The sequence below is a fragment of the Geobacillus jurassicus NBRC 107829 genome (genome assembly GCF_001544315.1).
In the GTDB taxonomy this organism is placed as follows: Bacteria; Bacillota; Bacilli; order Bacillales; family Anoxybacillaceae; genus Geobacillus; species Geobacillus jurassicus.
The window spans coordinates 1-15,161 of record NZ_BCQG01000071.1; the positions used below are offsets into that span (position 1 = coordinate 1).

Annotated in this window: 18 protein-coding genes and 1 pseudogene; 4 read left to right on the plus strand and 15 right to left on the minus strand. The window is 52.3% G+C overall.

Annotated features, from left to right (window positions below; all coding sequences use genetic code 11):
• The coding region (locus GJ1_RS15765) for an RNA-guided endonuclease TnpB family protein (RefSeq protein WP_157068398.1) at positions 1 to 696 on the plus strand (696 nt) is incomplete at its 5' end.
• 218 nt (positions 697 to 914) lie between these two features.
• Entirely contained in the window at positions 915 to 1,568 is a 654-nt protein-coding gene (locus tag GJ1_RS15770; RefSeq protein ID WP_066234461.1) for a cyclase family protein, read from the plus strand.
• 87 nt (positions 1,569 to 1,655) lie between these two features.
• Here GJ1_RS15770 and GJ1_RS18065 read toward each other — a convergent pair.
• Both GJ1_RS18065 and dsdA read right to left on the minus strand, forming a co-directional pair.
• Positions 1,656 to 1,760: pseudogene (locus tag GJ1_RS18065) on the minus strand (acetyltransferase); the annotation flags it as partial.
• Positions 1,761 to 1,818: 58 nt separating this feature from the next.
• Positions 1,819 to 3,195: a D-serine ammonia-lyase gene (dsdA, locus tag GJ1_RS15780; RefSeq protein ID WP_066234466.1), complete on the minus strand. Its 1,377-nt coding sequence runs from the start codon at positions 3,193 to 3,195 to the stop codon at positions 1,819 to 1,821.
• 269 nt (positions 3,196 to 3,464) lie between these two features.
• Here dsdA and GJ1_RS15785 point away from each other — a divergent pair, with 269 nt between their 5' ends.
• Both GJ1_RS15785 and GJ1_RS15790 read left to right on the plus strand, forming a co-directional pair.
• Complete coding sequence (locus GJ1_RS15785) at positions 3,465 to 4,634, plus strand: MFS transporter (RefSeq protein WP_066234469.1); 1,170 nt, start codon at positions 3,465 to 3,467, stop codon at positions 4,632 to 4,634.
• A 113-nt stretch (positions 4,635 to 4,747) separates the two neighbouring features.
• Positions 4,748 to 5,227 carry a GNAT family N-acetyltransferase gene (locus tag GJ1_RS15790; protein ID WP_066234472.1) on the plus strand — a complete coding sequence of 160 codons (480 nt, stop codon included), beginning with the start codon at positions 4,748 to 4,750 and terminating at the stop codon, positions 5,225 to 5,227.
• A gap of 56 nt (positions 5,228 to 5,283) precedes the next feature.
• Here the strand turns inward: GJ1_RS15790 and GJ1_RS15795 are convergent, their stop codons facing one another.
• From GJ1_RS15795 to GJ1_RS15855, 13 genes are all read right to left on the minus strand, one after another.
• A complete protein-coding gene (locus GJ1_RS15795; RefSeq protein WP_066234476.1) occupies positions 5,284 to 5,907 on the minus strand; it encodes an urease accessory protein UreH in 624 nt (207 codons plus the stop codon).
• A gap of 23 nt (positions 5,908 to 5,930) precedes the next feature.
• Complete coding sequence (locus GJ1_RS15800; RefSeq protein WP_066234479.1) at positions 5,931 to 6,746, minus strand: urease accessory protein UreD; 816 nt, start codon at positions 6,744 to 6,746, stop codon at positions 5,931 to 5,933.
• Positions 6,743 to 7,357 carry an urease accessory protein UreG gene (gene ureG, locus GJ1_RS15805; protein WP_013523944.1) on the minus strand — a complete coding sequence of 205 codons (615 nt, stop codon included), beginning with the start codon at positions 7,355 to 7,357 and terminating at the stop codon, positions 6,743 to 6,745. The genes GJ1_RS15800 and ureG overlap by 4 nt, the downstream gene beginning before the upstream one ends.
• Before the next feature lie 67 nt (positions 7,358 to 7,424).
• Positions 7,425 to 8,102 carry an urease accessory protein UreF gene (locus GJ1_RS15810; RefSeq protein ID WP_066234484.1) on the minus strand — a complete coding sequence of 226 codons (678 nt, stop codon included), beginning with the start codon at positions 8,100 to 8,102 and terminating at the stop codon, positions 7,425 to 7,427.
• Entirely contained in the window at positions 8,095 to 8,541 is a 447-nt protein-coding gene (gene ureE, locus GJ1_RS15815) for an urease accessory protein UreE (protein ID WP_066234498.1), read from the minus strand. The genes GJ1_RS15810 and ureE overlap by 8 nt, the downstream gene beginning before the upstream one ends.
• A gap of 10 nt (positions 8,542 to 8,551) precedes the next feature.
• Complete coding sequence (gene ureC / locus GJ1_RS15820) at positions 8,552 to 10,261, minus strand: urease subunit alpha (RefSeq protein WP_066234486.1); 1,710 nt, start codon at positions 10,259 to 10,261, stop codon at positions 8,552 to 8,554.
• Entirely contained in the window at positions 10,258 to 10,593 is a 336-nt protein-coding gene (locus GJ1_RS15825; RefSeq protein ID WP_066234489.1) for an urease subunit beta, read from the minus strand. The genes ureC and GJ1_RS15825 overlap by 4 nt, the downstream gene beginning before the upstream one ends.
• A 75-nt stretch (positions 10,594 to 10,668) precedes the next feature.
• Positions 10,669 to 10,974, minus strand: coding sequence for an urease subunit gamma (gene ureA, locus GJ1_RS15830; RefSeq protein WP_020755308.1), 306 nt, complete (start codon positions 10,972 to 10,974; stop codon positions 10,669 to 10,671).
• 194 nt (positions 10,975 to 11,168) lie between these two features.
• The gene (gene urtE, locus GJ1_RS15835; RefSeq protein ID WP_066234492.1) at positions 11,169 to 11,870 is read right to left on the minus strand and encodes an urea ABC transporter ATP-binding subunit UrtE; all 702 of its coding nucleotides are present in this window, start codon (positions 11,868 to 11,870) and stop codon (positions 11,169 to 11,171) included.
• Positions 11,849 to 12,613, minus strand: coding sequence for an urea ABC transporter ATP-binding protein UrtD (gene urtD / locus GJ1_RS15840; protein WP_066234500.1), 765 nt, complete (start codon positions 12,611 to 12,613; stop codon positions 11,849 to 11,851). The genes urtE and urtD overlap by 22 nt, the downstream gene beginning before the upstream one ends.
• Positions 12,588 to 13,646 carry an urea ABC transporter permease subunit UrtC gene (urtC, locus tag GJ1_RS15845; RefSeq protein ID WP_066234503.1) on the minus strand — a complete coding sequence of 353 codons (1,059 nt, stop codon included), beginning with the start codon at positions 13,644 to 13,646 and terminating at the stop codon, positions 12,588 to 12,590. The genes urtD and urtC overlap by 26 nt, the downstream gene beginning before the upstream one ends.
• 11 nt (positions 13,647 to 13,657) lie before the next feature.
• Positions 13,658 to 14,557, minus strand: coding sequence for an urea ABC transporter permease subunit UrtB (urtB, locus tag GJ1_RS15850; RefSeq protein WP_066234495.1), 900 nt, complete (start codon positions 14,555 to 14,557; stop codon positions 13,658 to 13,660).
• Positions 14,558 to 14,613: 56 nt separating this feature from the next.
• A partial coding sequence (locus tag GJ1_RS15855; RefSeq protein ID WP_157068399.1) for a transporter substrate-binding protein occupies positions 14,614 to 15,161 on the minus strand: 548 nt, incomplete at its 5' end.

The window sequence follows — 15,161 nt, forward strand, 5'->3', positions numbered from 1 at the left end:
CCCTATCAAGAAGCATGGCTGGATCGGCTGATCCATGGAACCGCCAAACAAGGGGCGGCCAAGCTCTACAAAAAGCGAAAGAAATGGTGCTTGGCGATCGCGGTCGCATTTGAAGTCAAGCCGCGGCACGAAACAAAGGTGATGGGGGTTGACGTTGGGCTTCGCTATATCGCCGTTGCCAGCGTGGGAACGAAATCGTGGTTTTTCAAAGGGAGCCAATGCGCCTTTGTGCGCCGGCGATATGCGGCTTTGCGGCGAACGTTGGGCAAAGCGAAGAAGCTCCATATGATTCGCAAAATCGGCCGTAAAGAGTCCCGCTGGATGAAGGATATGAACCATAAAATCAGCCGTCAAATCGTCCGTTTTGCCCTTGCCAACGGTGTTGGCGTGATTCGGATGGAAGATTTGGCGGGGATTCGGAAACGGACAGCATCGGCCAAAGAAGCAGGACGAAATCTTCATTCATGGGTGTTCCATCAACTGCAAACGATGATTGCCTATAAGGCGGAAATGGCGGGCATTCGGGTCGAGTGGGTGAATCCGACCTACACAAGTCAAACATGCCGATGCGGGCATCGGGAGAAAGCGAACCGAAACGGCATCCACTTCCGATGCCAAAAGTGCGGATACACCATCCACGCCGACTTGAATGGCGCGATCAACATCGCCAAAGCGATTTCGGGCTTCGCCGCCTAACCTAGCGCACTGGTCACAGGTGCGCCGCCCATTGGGGTACATCTTAACCCGATGGGACGGGGTGATGACACACCCCTAAACTTGGGCGTTGTCTGAACCAGAAATGGATGAGGACGCGAACGACCCAAGAATCCCACGCCCTTTAGGCGTGTGGAGTGTCAAACCATGATGGACGAACGACGGACAGATGTTTATCAAGCATGGGTGGTGAAGGAGAAATGAACATCAAAAAAATCATTGATTTGTCCATGCCGCTCACGCCCCACACCCCGATTTACCCCGGCGACCCGAAGCCGCACATCGAACCGGCGGCGACGTTCGCTCGGGACGGCTATCACGTCAGCCGCTTGGTGCTCGGTTCGCACAGCGGCACCCACGTCGATGCGCCGTTCCATTTTTGCGAGCACGGATGGCGGTTGGATGAAGTGCCGCTTGCCTATTTTCTCGGCCGCGGGCTCGTGATCGACGCAACGGGAAAAGCGGAAGGCGAGGCGGTGACGATGGCCGATGCCGCCCCGTATATCCCGAAGCTGTCGCCAGGGACGATCGTTCTTTTTCACACCGGTTGGTCGCGCTATACCGGAACGGAGCGGTATTTCCGCCATCCGTACGTTGCGCCGGATGTGATTGAAGCGATGCTTGAACGCGGCGTCCGCACGTTTTTCATCGACGCGCTCAACATCGATCCGCCCGACGGCTCTTCGTTCCGCGCCCATGAACTCATTCTTGGCGCCAACGGGGTGATCGGGGAAAATTTTGCGAACTTCGAGCAAATCGATTTTGATGACCCGTACATCATCGCCCTGCCGCTTTCCTTGCCCGGAGGCGACGGTTCGCCCGTTCGGGCGGTGGCGGTGCAATGGGGAGAATGAAGAAGAGCGGCAACAACCAAACGCCCGTCCTTTTCTTTAGGTGCGGGGCGTTTTTGGTCTGATCAAGCTGCGTTTTCACCACCCGGTTCATTTGATGATTTTCGCCGGGCTTCCGCTAACTACCGCATTGGCCGGAACATCTTTCATCACAACCGTGCCTGAGGCGATGACCCCATTGTCGCCGATTGCAATGACGGTCCCGCCATCAAGACGTTCTGGCGAGTTCCTCATTTCCTCTGCCGCCTGCTCATCATCCTTGAGGAAAACAGTCTCCCAACTCTTTTTCAATCCGTTCCCCTTCCCTATAATAACCGTCCATCACATCCTTTGGCACCATGCTTCCGCCCGTCGCCCAGCCAATATGGGTGGCGTTTTTCATTTTTTCTTTCAAATCGTTTTCCTCTAAATACGTTTGTCCCGCCAAATCACGAAACAGCCAAACAGGCCCCGCCACCCCTGCCAATGCGGATGGCTCTAAACGGATATTCTCTGTATCGACCATGGCCGCGAGCAAGCGGTAAAGCGTTTGATCATCCACCGTGTATACGCCGCTGATGACGTGTTCTAACATTTTCCCGACAAATCCCGAAGGCCGTCCCACTGCCAATCCGTCCGCTTCGGTCTTGTTGTCGAGGCCAAACTCTTGCACCGACACGCGGTCGTGCTGTCCTGTCATCAACCCAAGCAGCATGCAAGGCGAATGCGTCGGTTCAGCGAAAAAGCAATGCACATGATCCCCATACACGAGTTTCAGGCCAAAGGTTACTCCGCCCGGACCGCCGCCAACGCCGCAAGGAAGATACACAAACAGTGGATGGTCCTCATCGACGACGATGTTCATATCCTCTAATTGCTGTTTCAGCCTCGACGCCGCCACCGCATAGCCTAAAAACAGATGGATCGAATTTTCGTCATCAATAAAATACGAGGTCGGATCCTGTGCCGACTGTCTTCGCGCCTCTTCCACCACTTTGTTGTAATCAGTGAGATGTTCGATGACGGTGACCCCTTTGCTTCGCAACAGGTCTTTTTTCCATTGTTTGGCATCGACTGACATATGAACGGTGACGTTGAACCCAAGCTGCGCCCCGATGATGCCGATGCTCAAGCCTAAATTTCCTGTCGAACCGACGACAAGCGAATAGCGGGAAAAGAACTGCCGGAATTCTTCGCTGGCCATGACCGCATAGTCGTCTCCTATGGCGATCATACCGTTTGCGAGCGCAAGATCTTCCGCGTGTTTCAAGACTTCGTAAATGCCCCCTCTCGCTTTGATCGACCCGGAGATGGGAAGATGGCTGTCGCATTTTAGCAGCAGCTCCCCCTCGATGTTTGTCTGAAACATCTTTTCCAAACGCCGTTGCATGTTCGGAATCCGCACCAAAGGAGATTCAATGATTCCATTTGTGTTTCGCGTCTCTGGAAACACTTTTGCGATATAAGGGGCAAAGCGGCGCAATCGCTCTTCCGCCTCCTTGACATCGCGTTCGCCTAAAGAAATCGTTCGCACCGCTTGCTCAAACGCGCGATATTTTGGATTGCGCCAAAATACCTCTTCCGTTGCCATGATGTTTTTCAATAATGGAAACTCTCTTCCCCACTCTTGTATGGTTTTTCCGGACACGATATGGCTTCCTCCTTAATTCTTTGTTTGTCCCCGTCTCCCTTGACAACTCTTTCGCCTCTTTTTTGCGGTTGCTGGTCAGGGGCGAATTCGATCCTATGAATGCCTCACGATACTCATTTGGAATGTTTATAGAACTTTTGACGTTGCCATCATTCATCCCTTTTCAGTTTCGCGAAAACTTTTTCCATTGTCAATGCGTTTACATCTTTGAAAAATGAGCTTGTTTCCATTACGATAAAGATGCAAACTACATAGCGGAGATGGTGATCATGAGCGATCGGCGTTATTTGCCGCTTTTATTTCTTGTGATGTTTTTCGTCATGGTTGGGTTCGGCATTATTATCCCCGTCCTTCCGTTTTACGCAGAAAAAATCGGCGCTACCCCAACACAGCTCGGCTGGTTGATGGCCGTATATTCTTTCATGCAATTTTTATTTGCGCCGATGTGGGGGAAACTATCGGACCAATATGGACGAAAGCCGATGTTGCTCATCGGCATTTCTGGCTTAGCACTTTCGTTTTTCTTACTCGCCGTCGCAACAAAACTTTGGATGTTGTTTGCCGCTCGCATCATCGGGGGGTTTTTATCTGCCGCCACGATGCCGACCGCCATGGCATACGTCGCAGATGTGACGACCGAAGAAAACCGCGGCAAGGGGATGGGCATCATTGGGGCGGCCGTTGGGCTTGGATTTATTTTCGGACCGGGGATCGGCGGCGTGTTCTCGAAAACGAGCTTAACCGCTCCGTTTTGGATCGCGGGCAGTTTAGCGCTCCTGACTGCTATATTCGTCTTCTGTTTCTTACATGAATCGCTTCCAAAAGAAAAACGATCGAACACGCAAACGAAACGACCATCGCTCACGACCGCCCTCCAAAGTCCTCTAGCCCGTCTATACGTGTTGCAGTTCATGGTGACGTTTTCCCTTGCCGGACTTGAAGCGACGTTTGCTTATTTTGCCGCTGAACGGGCAGGGCTTTCATCGACGGAACTTGGCTGCATTTTTATGATGATGGGGCTTGCAGGGGCCATCGTCCAAGGAGGAATGCTTGGAAAACTGATTCAATTATTCGGTGAAGGAACCGTCATTCGCGGCGGACTGTTTTTATCAGCGCTCGGCTTTACACTTATTTTATTCATCCATGACTTTTGGACAGCCGCGCTCTATTTAACAATTTTCGGCATCGGCAACGGCGTCATTCGCCCGTGCGTATCCGCCTTGTTAACAAAACATACGACCGATGGACAAGGAAGCGCAACAGGCGTCTTATCATCGTTCGATTCGCTCGGCCGCATTGGCGGTCCGGCGATGGCCGGCTGGTTGTTTACATTAAAGTCCAGTTTACCGTATACGACAGGGATCGTGCTAACATTCATTTCCTTCGCTGTTTTTCAATCGTTTCAACGAGCCATGATGCAAAAAGACTCCGCCCTTTGACACAAGAGGAGGACGGATGTGGACATCCCCGGTTACACTCACGCACGGAAGTGAAAGTCTTATTCATTTGGGGTGATCAAAAATCATCATCTGTACAAAGGAGGAGGATCGCCTTGAACATCGTTCCAACCAAACAGTTGGACCGCGCCATCGTCCACCAGTTTTTCACCAACCATTGGGGAAGCCCGCAAATGGTTGTCTCGACCGGCATCTATAACTGCAGCGAACTGGATGGATTTGCGGCTGTCGAGAATGGACAGCGGATCGTCGGGCTCATTACGTTCCTCATTCGCGGAAACGAATGCGAGATCATCTCGCTAGACAGCATAATGGAAAACCGCGGCGTCGGCAGCGCCCTTTTGCATGAGGCGGAGACATGGGCGAGACAACAAGGGTGCACCACTGTTCAGCTCATTACAACGAACGACAACTTGCATGCCCTTCGTTTCTATCAAAAGCGCGGCTACCAAATCATTGGCGTCTTTCCGAACGCGGTGGACAAGGCTAGGCAAGTCAAACCAAGCATTCCACTTATGAGCCCTGACGGCATTCCGATCCGGGATGAACTGTTGCTTGTGAAATCGCTTGTCTAAATGCTTAAGCAGCATGATTGCAAAAAGCAGCTGCCGTTGGGCGCGCTGCTTTTTCCCTACATTTCCGCTGCAATATGGGCGATATAATACACTCCATAACCAATACTAATCAGAGAAACAGCTTTGACCATCCATTGGTTCATGGCTTGCTGTCTCGCTTTCATCCAAACGAACGGAATCCCGAGAAACGTCGTGAACAGCATCATGCCAATGACGGTGCCAACGCCAAAAATCAACATAAAAGCAAGAGCCATCCACACTCCTTTTACTGTCGCTGCCGTCAACAGCACCATCCCGGCGCTGCCGGCTAAACCGTGGACAATGCCAATCAAAGTCGACTTCATATGCACATGACGAATGTCATGGCTATGATGATGACCGACTTTCAACATCGAACGAAAACTAAAGACTCCTAAGACAATGATCATGATGCCGACGGCCATTTCAAGGTAAGACGCTATCCGTTCCGGAATACGCTGTTCAAACGCGATGATCACCATCCCGACGACAAGCAGCGTCAACGTATGGCCGATTCCCCAAAACATGCCGGCCAGTGACGAAAGAGAGAGCTTTTTCGTCCGACTGGCGATCGTGGAAACAGCAATCACATGATCCGGTTCCGTCGCATGCTTCATTCCTAGCAACAATCCAAACAAGAGTACAGGCCATATCGCTCCCATTGTCCCATTCCTCTCCCTTGTCATTAATATTTCCGCCAACAGACCAGCGCTTCCTCACCGCATTGTTGGCGAATAAACTGTTGGACGCGTTGAAATATCGCTTCGATGGCCGATGTTTCATACGCCAATATACGTACAGAAAAGCCTGGAACGGCTGCCGCTGAAAAACCGCAGCGAACCTCTTGCGGCATCTCTTCCATGAATTTGTTGAACTGTTCTAACACTTCCTTTGTGATGAACGGAGAAAGAGCCACCAATGATCCGACATGCGTATAGCCGCCAAGCTGCAGCATGCTCGTTAAGTGCTGCCGCGAATCCAAGTACAGATGATCAAACAGAACGAGCGCCTCGTCTTGATACACCTTCAGTTTCGAGCGAATCCAATCATAGCGGAACAGCTCGCCGCTTTCCGACCATCCAGGCGTGATGATTTCGCCATAAACGAACGTGGAGCTTGGCGTGATGTACACCATCGTTTCTTGATAAAAGCGCGCATGCTCATAGGCGATCGTCGGGTCGGGAAAACACTCGAGAACGCTCCGCTCTCCGAGTGAAAACCGCGTATATTGCCGCACCGGGGTTGAAGGTGTCTTGTAAATTTTTGCCGCCGATTGTGTCGTCACCATCAGCCTGGCATCAGGCTGCAGCGTCATCTCCATCTGATAGAAATCGCCATCGACATACCCGCCGCCGACGTGGACAACATATAATGTCGGATGAGCCGGGTCGAGGTAAACAGGACGCATCAGTTTCAGCGCCCCTTCGCCATAGCTGTCCAAAATGACGGTGCGGCCGTTTTTGAAGGCCGCTGTACATTGCAAACGCCCTGTCCAGCTCATTCTTCCAGCCCTGCCAGCAGCACCTGTTTTTCGATCCAATCCACAACGTCAAAAAGCCCGATTTCTTCTTTTAAATTCGTAAAAATGACCGGTTTCGCCCCGCGCGCCGCTTTGGCGTCCCGCTCCATCACTTCCAGGCTGGCGCCGACGTAAGGGGCAAGATCGATTTTATTAATCACGAGCAAATCCGACTTAATCATCCCTTGCCCGCCTTTGCGCGGAATTTTCTCCCCTTGGGCGACGTCGATGACATAAATGGAGAAATCGACCAACTCCGGGCTGAAGGTCGCCGCCAAGTTATCGCCGCCGCTCTCGATAAAAATGAGCTCAACATCCGGATGGCGCCGTTTCAGTTCATCAATGGCCGCAAAATTCATTGATGCATCTTCGCGAATGGCCGTATGCGGACATCCGCCCGTCTCAACGCCGATAATCCGGTCTTCTGGCAAGACGCTATGTTTGATTAAAAACTGGGCGTCTTCCTTTGTATAAATATCATTCGTGATGACGGCAATGCTAAAGCGGCGATGCATCGCCCGTGTCAGCTTCTCGACGAGCATCGTTTTGCCGGCGCCGACCGGGCCGCCGATGCCGATTCGTACAGGTTCCATCATGACATTCCTCCTTCTTTGTTTTTCATCCAAAGCCAAATAGGCGCTTTTTTGTTTGCCAACATTATTACGACATAAACAAGCGGACCGGGAGGCGTTCATGCTGCATTTGCGCGATTTCCAAGCCGACGGCTGCCGCCCCGAGCTCCTCTTCGTCGAGCGTCTCGATGATGCTCGCGGCATGAATCAGATATGGCTGCACGATGACGAGCAGCTTTTGCCCGTCGGTCTGGCCGAGCGGAATGCCGCGAACCGCGTTTTGCACCATCGTTTGCACGGCGGTAAACAAATATGTCAACACGGTCGTTCGTTTCGACGCTTCGATTTTGCGGCCAACCGCCGCAAACACAATGGTCGGATGAATGGACCGCGTCGTTTGCACGATCTCATCCAATTCATCGACTCCGTAAATGTCGCGGCACAGTTTCCATAAGCGCTCGCCCATCATTCGTGTTCCTTCTCGCGTTTCTTTTGCCAGACTGAGGGCGAACAGCGTCTCGTTCAGCCGCTTCAGTCCTTCCATACGGTCGGCTTCCAACTGCTCATAAGCGATCCGGCACGCCAATCCGTCCGTATACGTCAGCTGGGTTTGGATATACACGACGAGCGCGTCGCCAAACGTTTTGGCATCACGAATTTGTTCATGGTACATATAAGTTTCAAACCCAAAGGAATGGGAAAACGCTCCTGACGGAAAATTGGAATCGGAGAGCTGCAGCAGCCACAGCAGCTGTTGGTCAGTCATGGCGATGCCCGATATGGCGGAACGCTTGTTTCACTTTCCGTTTTTCCCGCTTGTACGGGATGTGCAGCTGTTTGAGCAGCTCTTCGACTAAATAGTCGTATTGGACGAGCATTTCCCCTTCCTCAAATTGGGCTGGCAAGTGGCGGTTGCCGAGCTGATGGGCGATCTCCCCCATTTGTTTCATGGAAACCGGCTGGATGACAAGCAAGTCATCCGGAAGAACGGACACCACAATCGCATTGTTGTCATCCATCCATAACACATCTCCGTCTACCAATTCTTTTGCTTCTTTCAAGCGAATGCCAATCTCCCGCCCGTGGTCGGTCACGACCCGCTGGATGCGTTTCACTAAATCGTCGCTTGGCATGTACACCCGTTCGATGTGCGGCGGGAGAGAAGAAAGAGTTCGAATGTTGCCGACAATCGTTTCAATAATCACCATCATCACCTCAAAAAAGAAAATATCGCTGCGCCATGGCCACGACTTCAGCCGGTTCGCACGTAATGAGCCGCCCGTCGACCTTCACTTCATACGTCTGCGGATCGACATCGATTTGAGGCATGGCGTTGTTGAACACCATATCGTGTTTAGTCAACGAGCGAATGTTTCCAACCGGTTTGACGATTTTGTGCAATCGCAGTTTGTCAGGGACGCCGCGTTCGAACGCTGCTTTGGACAAAAACGTAATGGACGTTTTCGCGACGGCGGCGCCATAGCTGGCAAACATTGGACGGTACAGCGCAGGCTGCGGCGTCGGAATGCTGGCGTTCGGATCGCCCATCACACTGTAGGCGATCATCCCGCCCTTAATCACGAGTTCGGGCTTGACCCCGAAAAAAGCGGGATGCCAAACGACCAAATCCGCGAATTTTCCGACTTCGACTGACCCGACATACTCCGCGATGCCATGAGTGATAGCCGGGTTGATCGTATATTTGGCTACATACCGTTTGACGCGGACATTATCGCCCCGCCCCGTTTCCTCCGGCAAGCGGCCAAACTGTTTTTTCATTTTGTCGGCCGTTTGCCACGTGCGCAAAATGACTTCACCGACCCGTCCCATCGCTTGCGAATCAGAGCTGATCATGCTGAAGGCGCCGATATCATGCAAAATGTCTTCCGCCGCAATCGTTTCTTTGCGGATGCGCGAATCGGCAAAGGCAATGTCTTCAGGAACGGACGGATCTAAATGATGGCACACCATTAACATATCTAAATGCTCATCGAGCGTGTTTTTCGTATACGGCCGCGTCGGGTTCGTGGAAGAAGGCAAAATGTTCGGGAAGCTGGCGACTTTCATAATATCGGGCGCATGTCCGCCTCCCGCCCCTTCCGTATGGTATGTATGGATGACGCGCCCGTTAATGGCCTTCAGTGTATGCTCGACAAACCCACCTTCATTCAACGTATCGGTATGAATGGCGACTTGCACATCGTACTCATCAGCCACTTGCAAGCACGCATCAATCGCTGCCGCCGTCGTTCCCCAGTCTTCATGAAGCTTGAGTCCAACCGCTCCGGCGCGCACTTGCTCCGCGATCGGCTCTTTCGCTGACGCGTTGCCTTTTCCTAAAAAACCGATATTCATCGGGAACGCTTCGGCGGCTTCAAGCATCCGGTAAATGTTCCACTCTCCCGGCGTGCACGTTGTGGCATTCGTTCCGGTCGCCGGTCCGGTCCCGCCGCCGATCATCGTCGTAATGCCTGATGATAGGGCGGTTTCGATTTGCTGCGGGCAAATGAAATGGATATGGGCGTCGACCCCGCCGGCTGTCACGATTTTCCCTTCGGCCGCGATCACTTCCGTTGAGGCGCCGATGACGATATTGACGCCGTCCATTAACAGCGGGTTCCCGGCCTTGCCGATGGCGGCGATTTTCCCATCTTTGACCCCGATATCGGCTTTGTAAATGCCGGTATAGTCGACGATGACAGCGTTCGTCAGCACTAAATCGACCGCTTCGTCGCGGACAGCGAGCGGATGTTGCCCCATCCCGTCGCGAATCACCTTCCCGCCGCCGAATTTCACTTCATCGCCGTAAACGGTATAGTCATGCTCAATTTCAATCCATAAGTCGGTGTCCGCCAACCGGATGCAGTCCCCGGTCGTCGGCCCAAACATATCCGCGTATTGCCGTCTTGACATGGAAAAACTCATTCTCTTACTCCCTCCTTCCCGTTGCCATCAAGCGGACCGTTGACCATATTGTTTAATCCGTACACCCGGCGCTCGCCGGAGAACGGGACGAGCTCCACTTGCTTCGCATCCCCGGGTTCAAAACGGACCGCTGTCCCGGCTGGGATGTTCAAATGTTTTCCGTACGCCGCCTGCCGGTCAAATTCAAGAAACGAGTTGACTTCAAAAAAGTGAAAATGGGAACCGACCTGCACCGGGCGGTCGCCGCGGTTTACAACCGTCAGTTTCGTGACCGATTTTTGTCGATTGCACACAATCGGTTCGTCGCGCAATCGGTATTCTCCGGGAATCATGTTGGCACCTCTTTCCTCGTTTTTGCACCTTGCTTATACGAACCGTCGCCACCGCGAGGCTGCTGATCCATCGTTTTATGACCGGATCGGCTGGTGGACAGTGACGAGTTTCGTGCCGTCCGGAAACGTCGCCTCGACTTGAATCTCGTCGATCATGTCAGCGACGCCTTCCATCACATCATCGCGCGTCAAAATCGTTGCGCCGTATTGCATCAACTCCGCCACCGTCCGCCCGTCGCGGGCTCCTTCCATCAGTTCATACGTAATGAGCGCCACCGCTTCCGGATAATTTAGCTTCAAGCCCCGCTCTTTCCGGCGGCGCGCCAAATCGGCGGCAACGACAATCAACAACTTTTCCTGTTCACGCGGAGTCAGCTTCAATCGTTCCTCCCTCCTTCTACACCGAGTTGGACATTCTTCACTCATTACATTGCGAGCAAAACATGATAAACTTGCTCATACGAAAAATGGGCGGTTTTTATCATGTTCGCTCTTTTGAGAAAGACGCTTATAACCGTTCTTTTAGCGAAATATCTCATTTGCCAACGCGAAACTTCACCAAATCCGCCTGTTGCTTAAACCGCAAGAAACGATTGAATATGATCCAGATCAGCGCCATCGACATCCCCTTTCGCCACGACAGCGCCGCGGTCGAAAATATAGAAATGATCGGCACAAGCAAACGCCAGTTCCACGTTATGTTCGACCAATATGATGCCAACCTGCTTTTCTTCGGCGATTTTCATAATCGCATCATGAATCAACGCAACGATCGAGGGCTGAATGCCTTCCATCGGTTCATCAAGCAGCAGCAGTTTCGGCCGGCCGGCCAACGCACGGGCAATGGCCAGCTGTTGCTGCTGTCCGCCGCTTAAATCCCCTCCTTTCCGCTGGCGCATCTCTTTTAAAATCGGGAACAGCGCGTACATTTCATCAAGGGTCGGCTGGGGACGGACTTTTTCGGCCTGCGCTTCCAGCCCGAGAAGAATATTTTCCTCCACCGTCAACGCAGAAAAAATTTCCCTCCCTTGCGGCACATAGCCGATCCCCGCTCGCGCCCGCCGCTCCGGCGGCCATCGCGTGATATCTTCCCCCTCCCATTCGATGACGCCTGACATCGGGCGAATCAACCCGATGATCGTTTTCATCAACGTCGTTTTTCCAACCCCGTTTCTGCCCAACACCGCCGTCACCCGGCCAAGAGGAACATCCATGTAAACATGATCGAGCACCACACTTCCGTCATAGCCAGCCGTTACATCCCGGAGGCGCAGCACGCGTTTTTCCCCCTTCCAAGGTACACATCGATGACTTGTTCGTTTTGCTGCACTTCATCCATCGATCCTTCGCACAATACTTTTCCTTCATGCATGACTGTCACTTGTTTTGAATAGCGGCGGACAAAGTCCATATCATGCTCCACAATAATGACCGCACAATGTTCGGCCATTTCATGGAGCCATTCCCCCGTGCGCTCCCGCTCCGCCGCACTCATGCCGGCGATCGGCTCATCCAATAGGAGGAGCTGCGGACGCTGAATGAGCTGCATGCCGATTTCCAACCACTGCTTTTGGCCATGAGACAGCGAGCCCGCTAAGCGATGACGTTCATCAAGCAATCCAATTCTCTCTAGCTGTGCTGCCATCATCTCTTTCTCTTCTCCGGTCAACTTCGCCCGCAAAACGGAACGCAGACGCCGATCTTGTCGCATGGCTAACTCCATATTTTCCCATACCGTCAAAAACGGAAAAATGGAAGGGCTTTGAAACTTCCGGGCGATCCCTATTTGCACGATCTCGTATTCCGGCCGTTGCGTGATGTCATGGGAGAAAAACAGCACCCGCCCGTCCGTCGCTCTCGTCCGCCCGCAAATGACATCGAGCAGCGTCGTTTTTCCCGCTCCGTTCGGACCGATCAAAAATCGCACTTCATGGGGGTAAACCGCGAGATCGACGCCTTGTAAAGCGCGAAATCCATCGAAGTCAACGACGACGTCACGACACATCAACACGGGCTTCACGTTCATGCCCCCTTTTTCCTTTGATGCGAACGGCAGCGAGCGATTCATAAATGCCCGCCAATCCTTTTGGAACGAATAACACGACAACGACAAACAACGCGCCTAAGAAAAGCAGCCATAGATCTGGATAATTTTCACTCAAAAAACTTTTCGCCGTGTTCATGACGATCGCGCCAATGATAGCACCCATGAGTGAGTGACGTCCGCCGACAGCGGCCCATAACACCATTTCGATTGAAGGAATAATCCCCATCATCTCCGGGGAAATGAGCCCGACTTGCAGGACAAACAATGCGCCTGCCACCCCGGCAAAGGCTGCTGACAAACTATACACAAACACTTTATAGACGGTCGGATTAAACCCTAAAAAACGAACCCGATTTTCGGCGTCGCGAATGGCAATGAGCACTTTTCCTAGCCGACCAGTCGTTAGACGGCGCGTCATAACGAAAATGAGGGCAAGAACAGCTGCTGTCAGCCAATAAAGGACAATTTGCGTGAGCGGCGATGATAACGAAAAGCCGAACACGGTCGAAAAATTGGTCAAGCCGTTCGTTCCGCCCGTCCATTCTTGCTTGCCGATAAACAACGTAACAAACACAACGACCACCGCTTGGGAAAGGAGAGAAAAATAGACGCCTTGAATCCGATTTTTAAACGTTAAATAGCTTAATAGCGCGGCCAGCAATGTAGGCAAGACGATCGCTGCTATGATAGCCACGATAGGATGCGCAAACGGCTTCCAAAACCACGGCAGTTCGCGCACGCCGCTCCATTCCATAAAATCAGGCAAATGCCCTCGCGAAGCTTCGAGCTTCAAATACATCGCCATGCAATAAGCGCCCAATCCGAAATACACCCCATGGCCGAGGCTCAAAATGCCGGTATATCCCCAAATGAGAGAAATGCCGACCGCCACGATGGCAAAGCAAAGAAATTTGCCGAGCAAAGACAAGCGAAACTCAGTTAAATAAAATGGCGCAAGAAACAAAGCGGCGAAAAACAGCCAGTATTCCCAACGTTTGTTCACTATGCTCCCTCCCCTCAATCGAGCGACCGCGTCCTCAAGCTAAGAAGACCGGACGGTTTCCATTGCAAGAACGCAATAATGAGAACGAACACAATGACTTTGGCGATGGTGGCGCTTGTGGAATATTCGACAAACGTGGAGATTAAGCCTAGGCCAAACGCTCCCAGCAGCGTCCCGGCCAGTTTTCCCACTCCCCCTAAAATGACGACCATAAAAGCATCGACAATATAGTATGTGCCGATCGTCGGCCCGATCGGCCCAAGCAAGGTCAACGCACATCCCGCCACCCCCGCCAATCCTGAACCGATCGCAAACGAGTAAGCATCGACCTTTGGCGTGGCAATGCCGAGACAGGCCGCCATCGGCCGGTTCATGGTGACAGCCTGAATGCGTCGGCCAGCTCGTGTTTTCGTTAAATACATATAAAGAAAGAAAACGATCACCAACACAAGACAGAGAATAAACAACCGTTTATACGGAAACACCGCTCCAAATAAGCGGATTCCGCCATCCAGCCAGCTTGGCGGCACAACCGCCACGTTGGGCGCCCCAAAGATGAGGCGGGCAGTCTGTTGCAAAATCAAACTGACCCCCCATGTAGCCAACAAACTGTCCAGAGGGCGACGATACAAATGGCGGATCAAACTTTTTTCCAGCCCCCAGCCAAGCAGGGCGGCGATGAGAAACGACGACGGAACGGCAATGACAAAGTACATCCCCGCTGATTGCGGCGCATATTGGGCAAATAATTGTTGAATGACATATGTTGTGTACGCGCCGACCATCATCAGCTCACCGTGCGCCATATTGATCACACCCATCAGCCCGAACGTGATCGCCAACCCAATGGCAATCAGCAGCAAAATCGAACCGACGCTCAGACCGTTGAATAATTGGTCAATGAACATCGCCATCCCCCCTCTCATTTCCGTTGAGCGAGAAGGAAGGGAATCCCTTCCTTCCAAGTGAGCTATTCACTTAATCCTTTCGCCCATGGGTAGCTCTTTAAATACGGATCTGGCTTCACCGGCTGGCCGGAATTCCATAACTCTTTGAATTGTCCGTCCGCTTGGATTTCGCCAATGCGCACCGTTTTCCATAGATGTTGCGTTTCCCCGTCAATTTTCACCGTTCCTTCCGGCGCCTTGTATTCAAGGCCGGCAGCCGCTTTTTTCACTTGATCAACATCAAATGAACCGGCTTTTTTCACTGCTTCGGCCCATAAATGAACGGCCGTATACGCCGCTTCAATCGGGTCATCGGTCACGCGGTCTTGTCCGTACTTTTCTTTATACTTTTGAACAAATGCCTTATTCTCCGGTGTATCGGTCGTCTGGAAATAATTCCACACGGCCAAATGACCGGCCAACACATCAGGTCCAATCCCGCGGATTTCTTCTTCCGCGATGCTGACGGACATCACCGTCACATCTTTCGGTGTGATGCCAGCGTCTTTTAACTGTTTGAAAAAGGCGACATTGCTGTCGCCGTTGAGTGTATTGAAGACGACAGTCGGTG

Coding starts and splice junctions, on each gene's coding strand:
- GJ1_RS15785 (WP_066234469.1), top strand. CDS start 3,465: ATGAGCGATCGGCGTTATTTGCCGCTTTTATTTCTTGTGATGTTTTTC.
- urtB (WP_066234495.1), bottom strand. CDS start 14,557: ATGGCGATGTTCATTGACCAATTATTCAACGGTCTGAGCGTCGGTTCG.
- GJ1_RS15795 (WP_066234476.1), bottom strand. CDS start 5,907: ATGGGAGCGATATGGCCTGTACTCTTGTTTGGATTGTTGCTAGGAATG.
- ureG (WP_013523944.1), bottom strand. CDS start 7,357: ATGGAACCTGTACGAATCGGCATCGGCGGCCCGGTCGGCGCCGGCAAA.
- GJ1_RS15770 (WP_066234461.1), top strand. CDS start 915: ATGAACATCAAAAAAATCATTGATTTGTCCATGCCGCTCACGCCCCAC.
- ureC (WP_066234486.1), bottom strand. CDS start 10,261: ATGAGTTTTTCCATGTCAAGACGGCAATACGCGGATATGTTTGGGCCG.
- GJ1_RS15810 (WP_066234484.1), bottom strand. CDS start 8,102: ATGACTGACCAACAGCTGCTGTGGCTGCTGCAGCTCTCCGATTCCAAT.
- GJ1_RS15800 (WP_066234479.1), bottom strand. CDS start 6,746: ATGAGCTGGACAGGGCGTTTGCAATGTACAGCGGCCTTCAAAAACGGC.
- GJ1_RS15825 (WP_066234489.1), bottom strand. CDS start 10,593: ATGATTCCCGGAGAATACCGATTGCGCGACGAACCGATTGTGTGCAAT.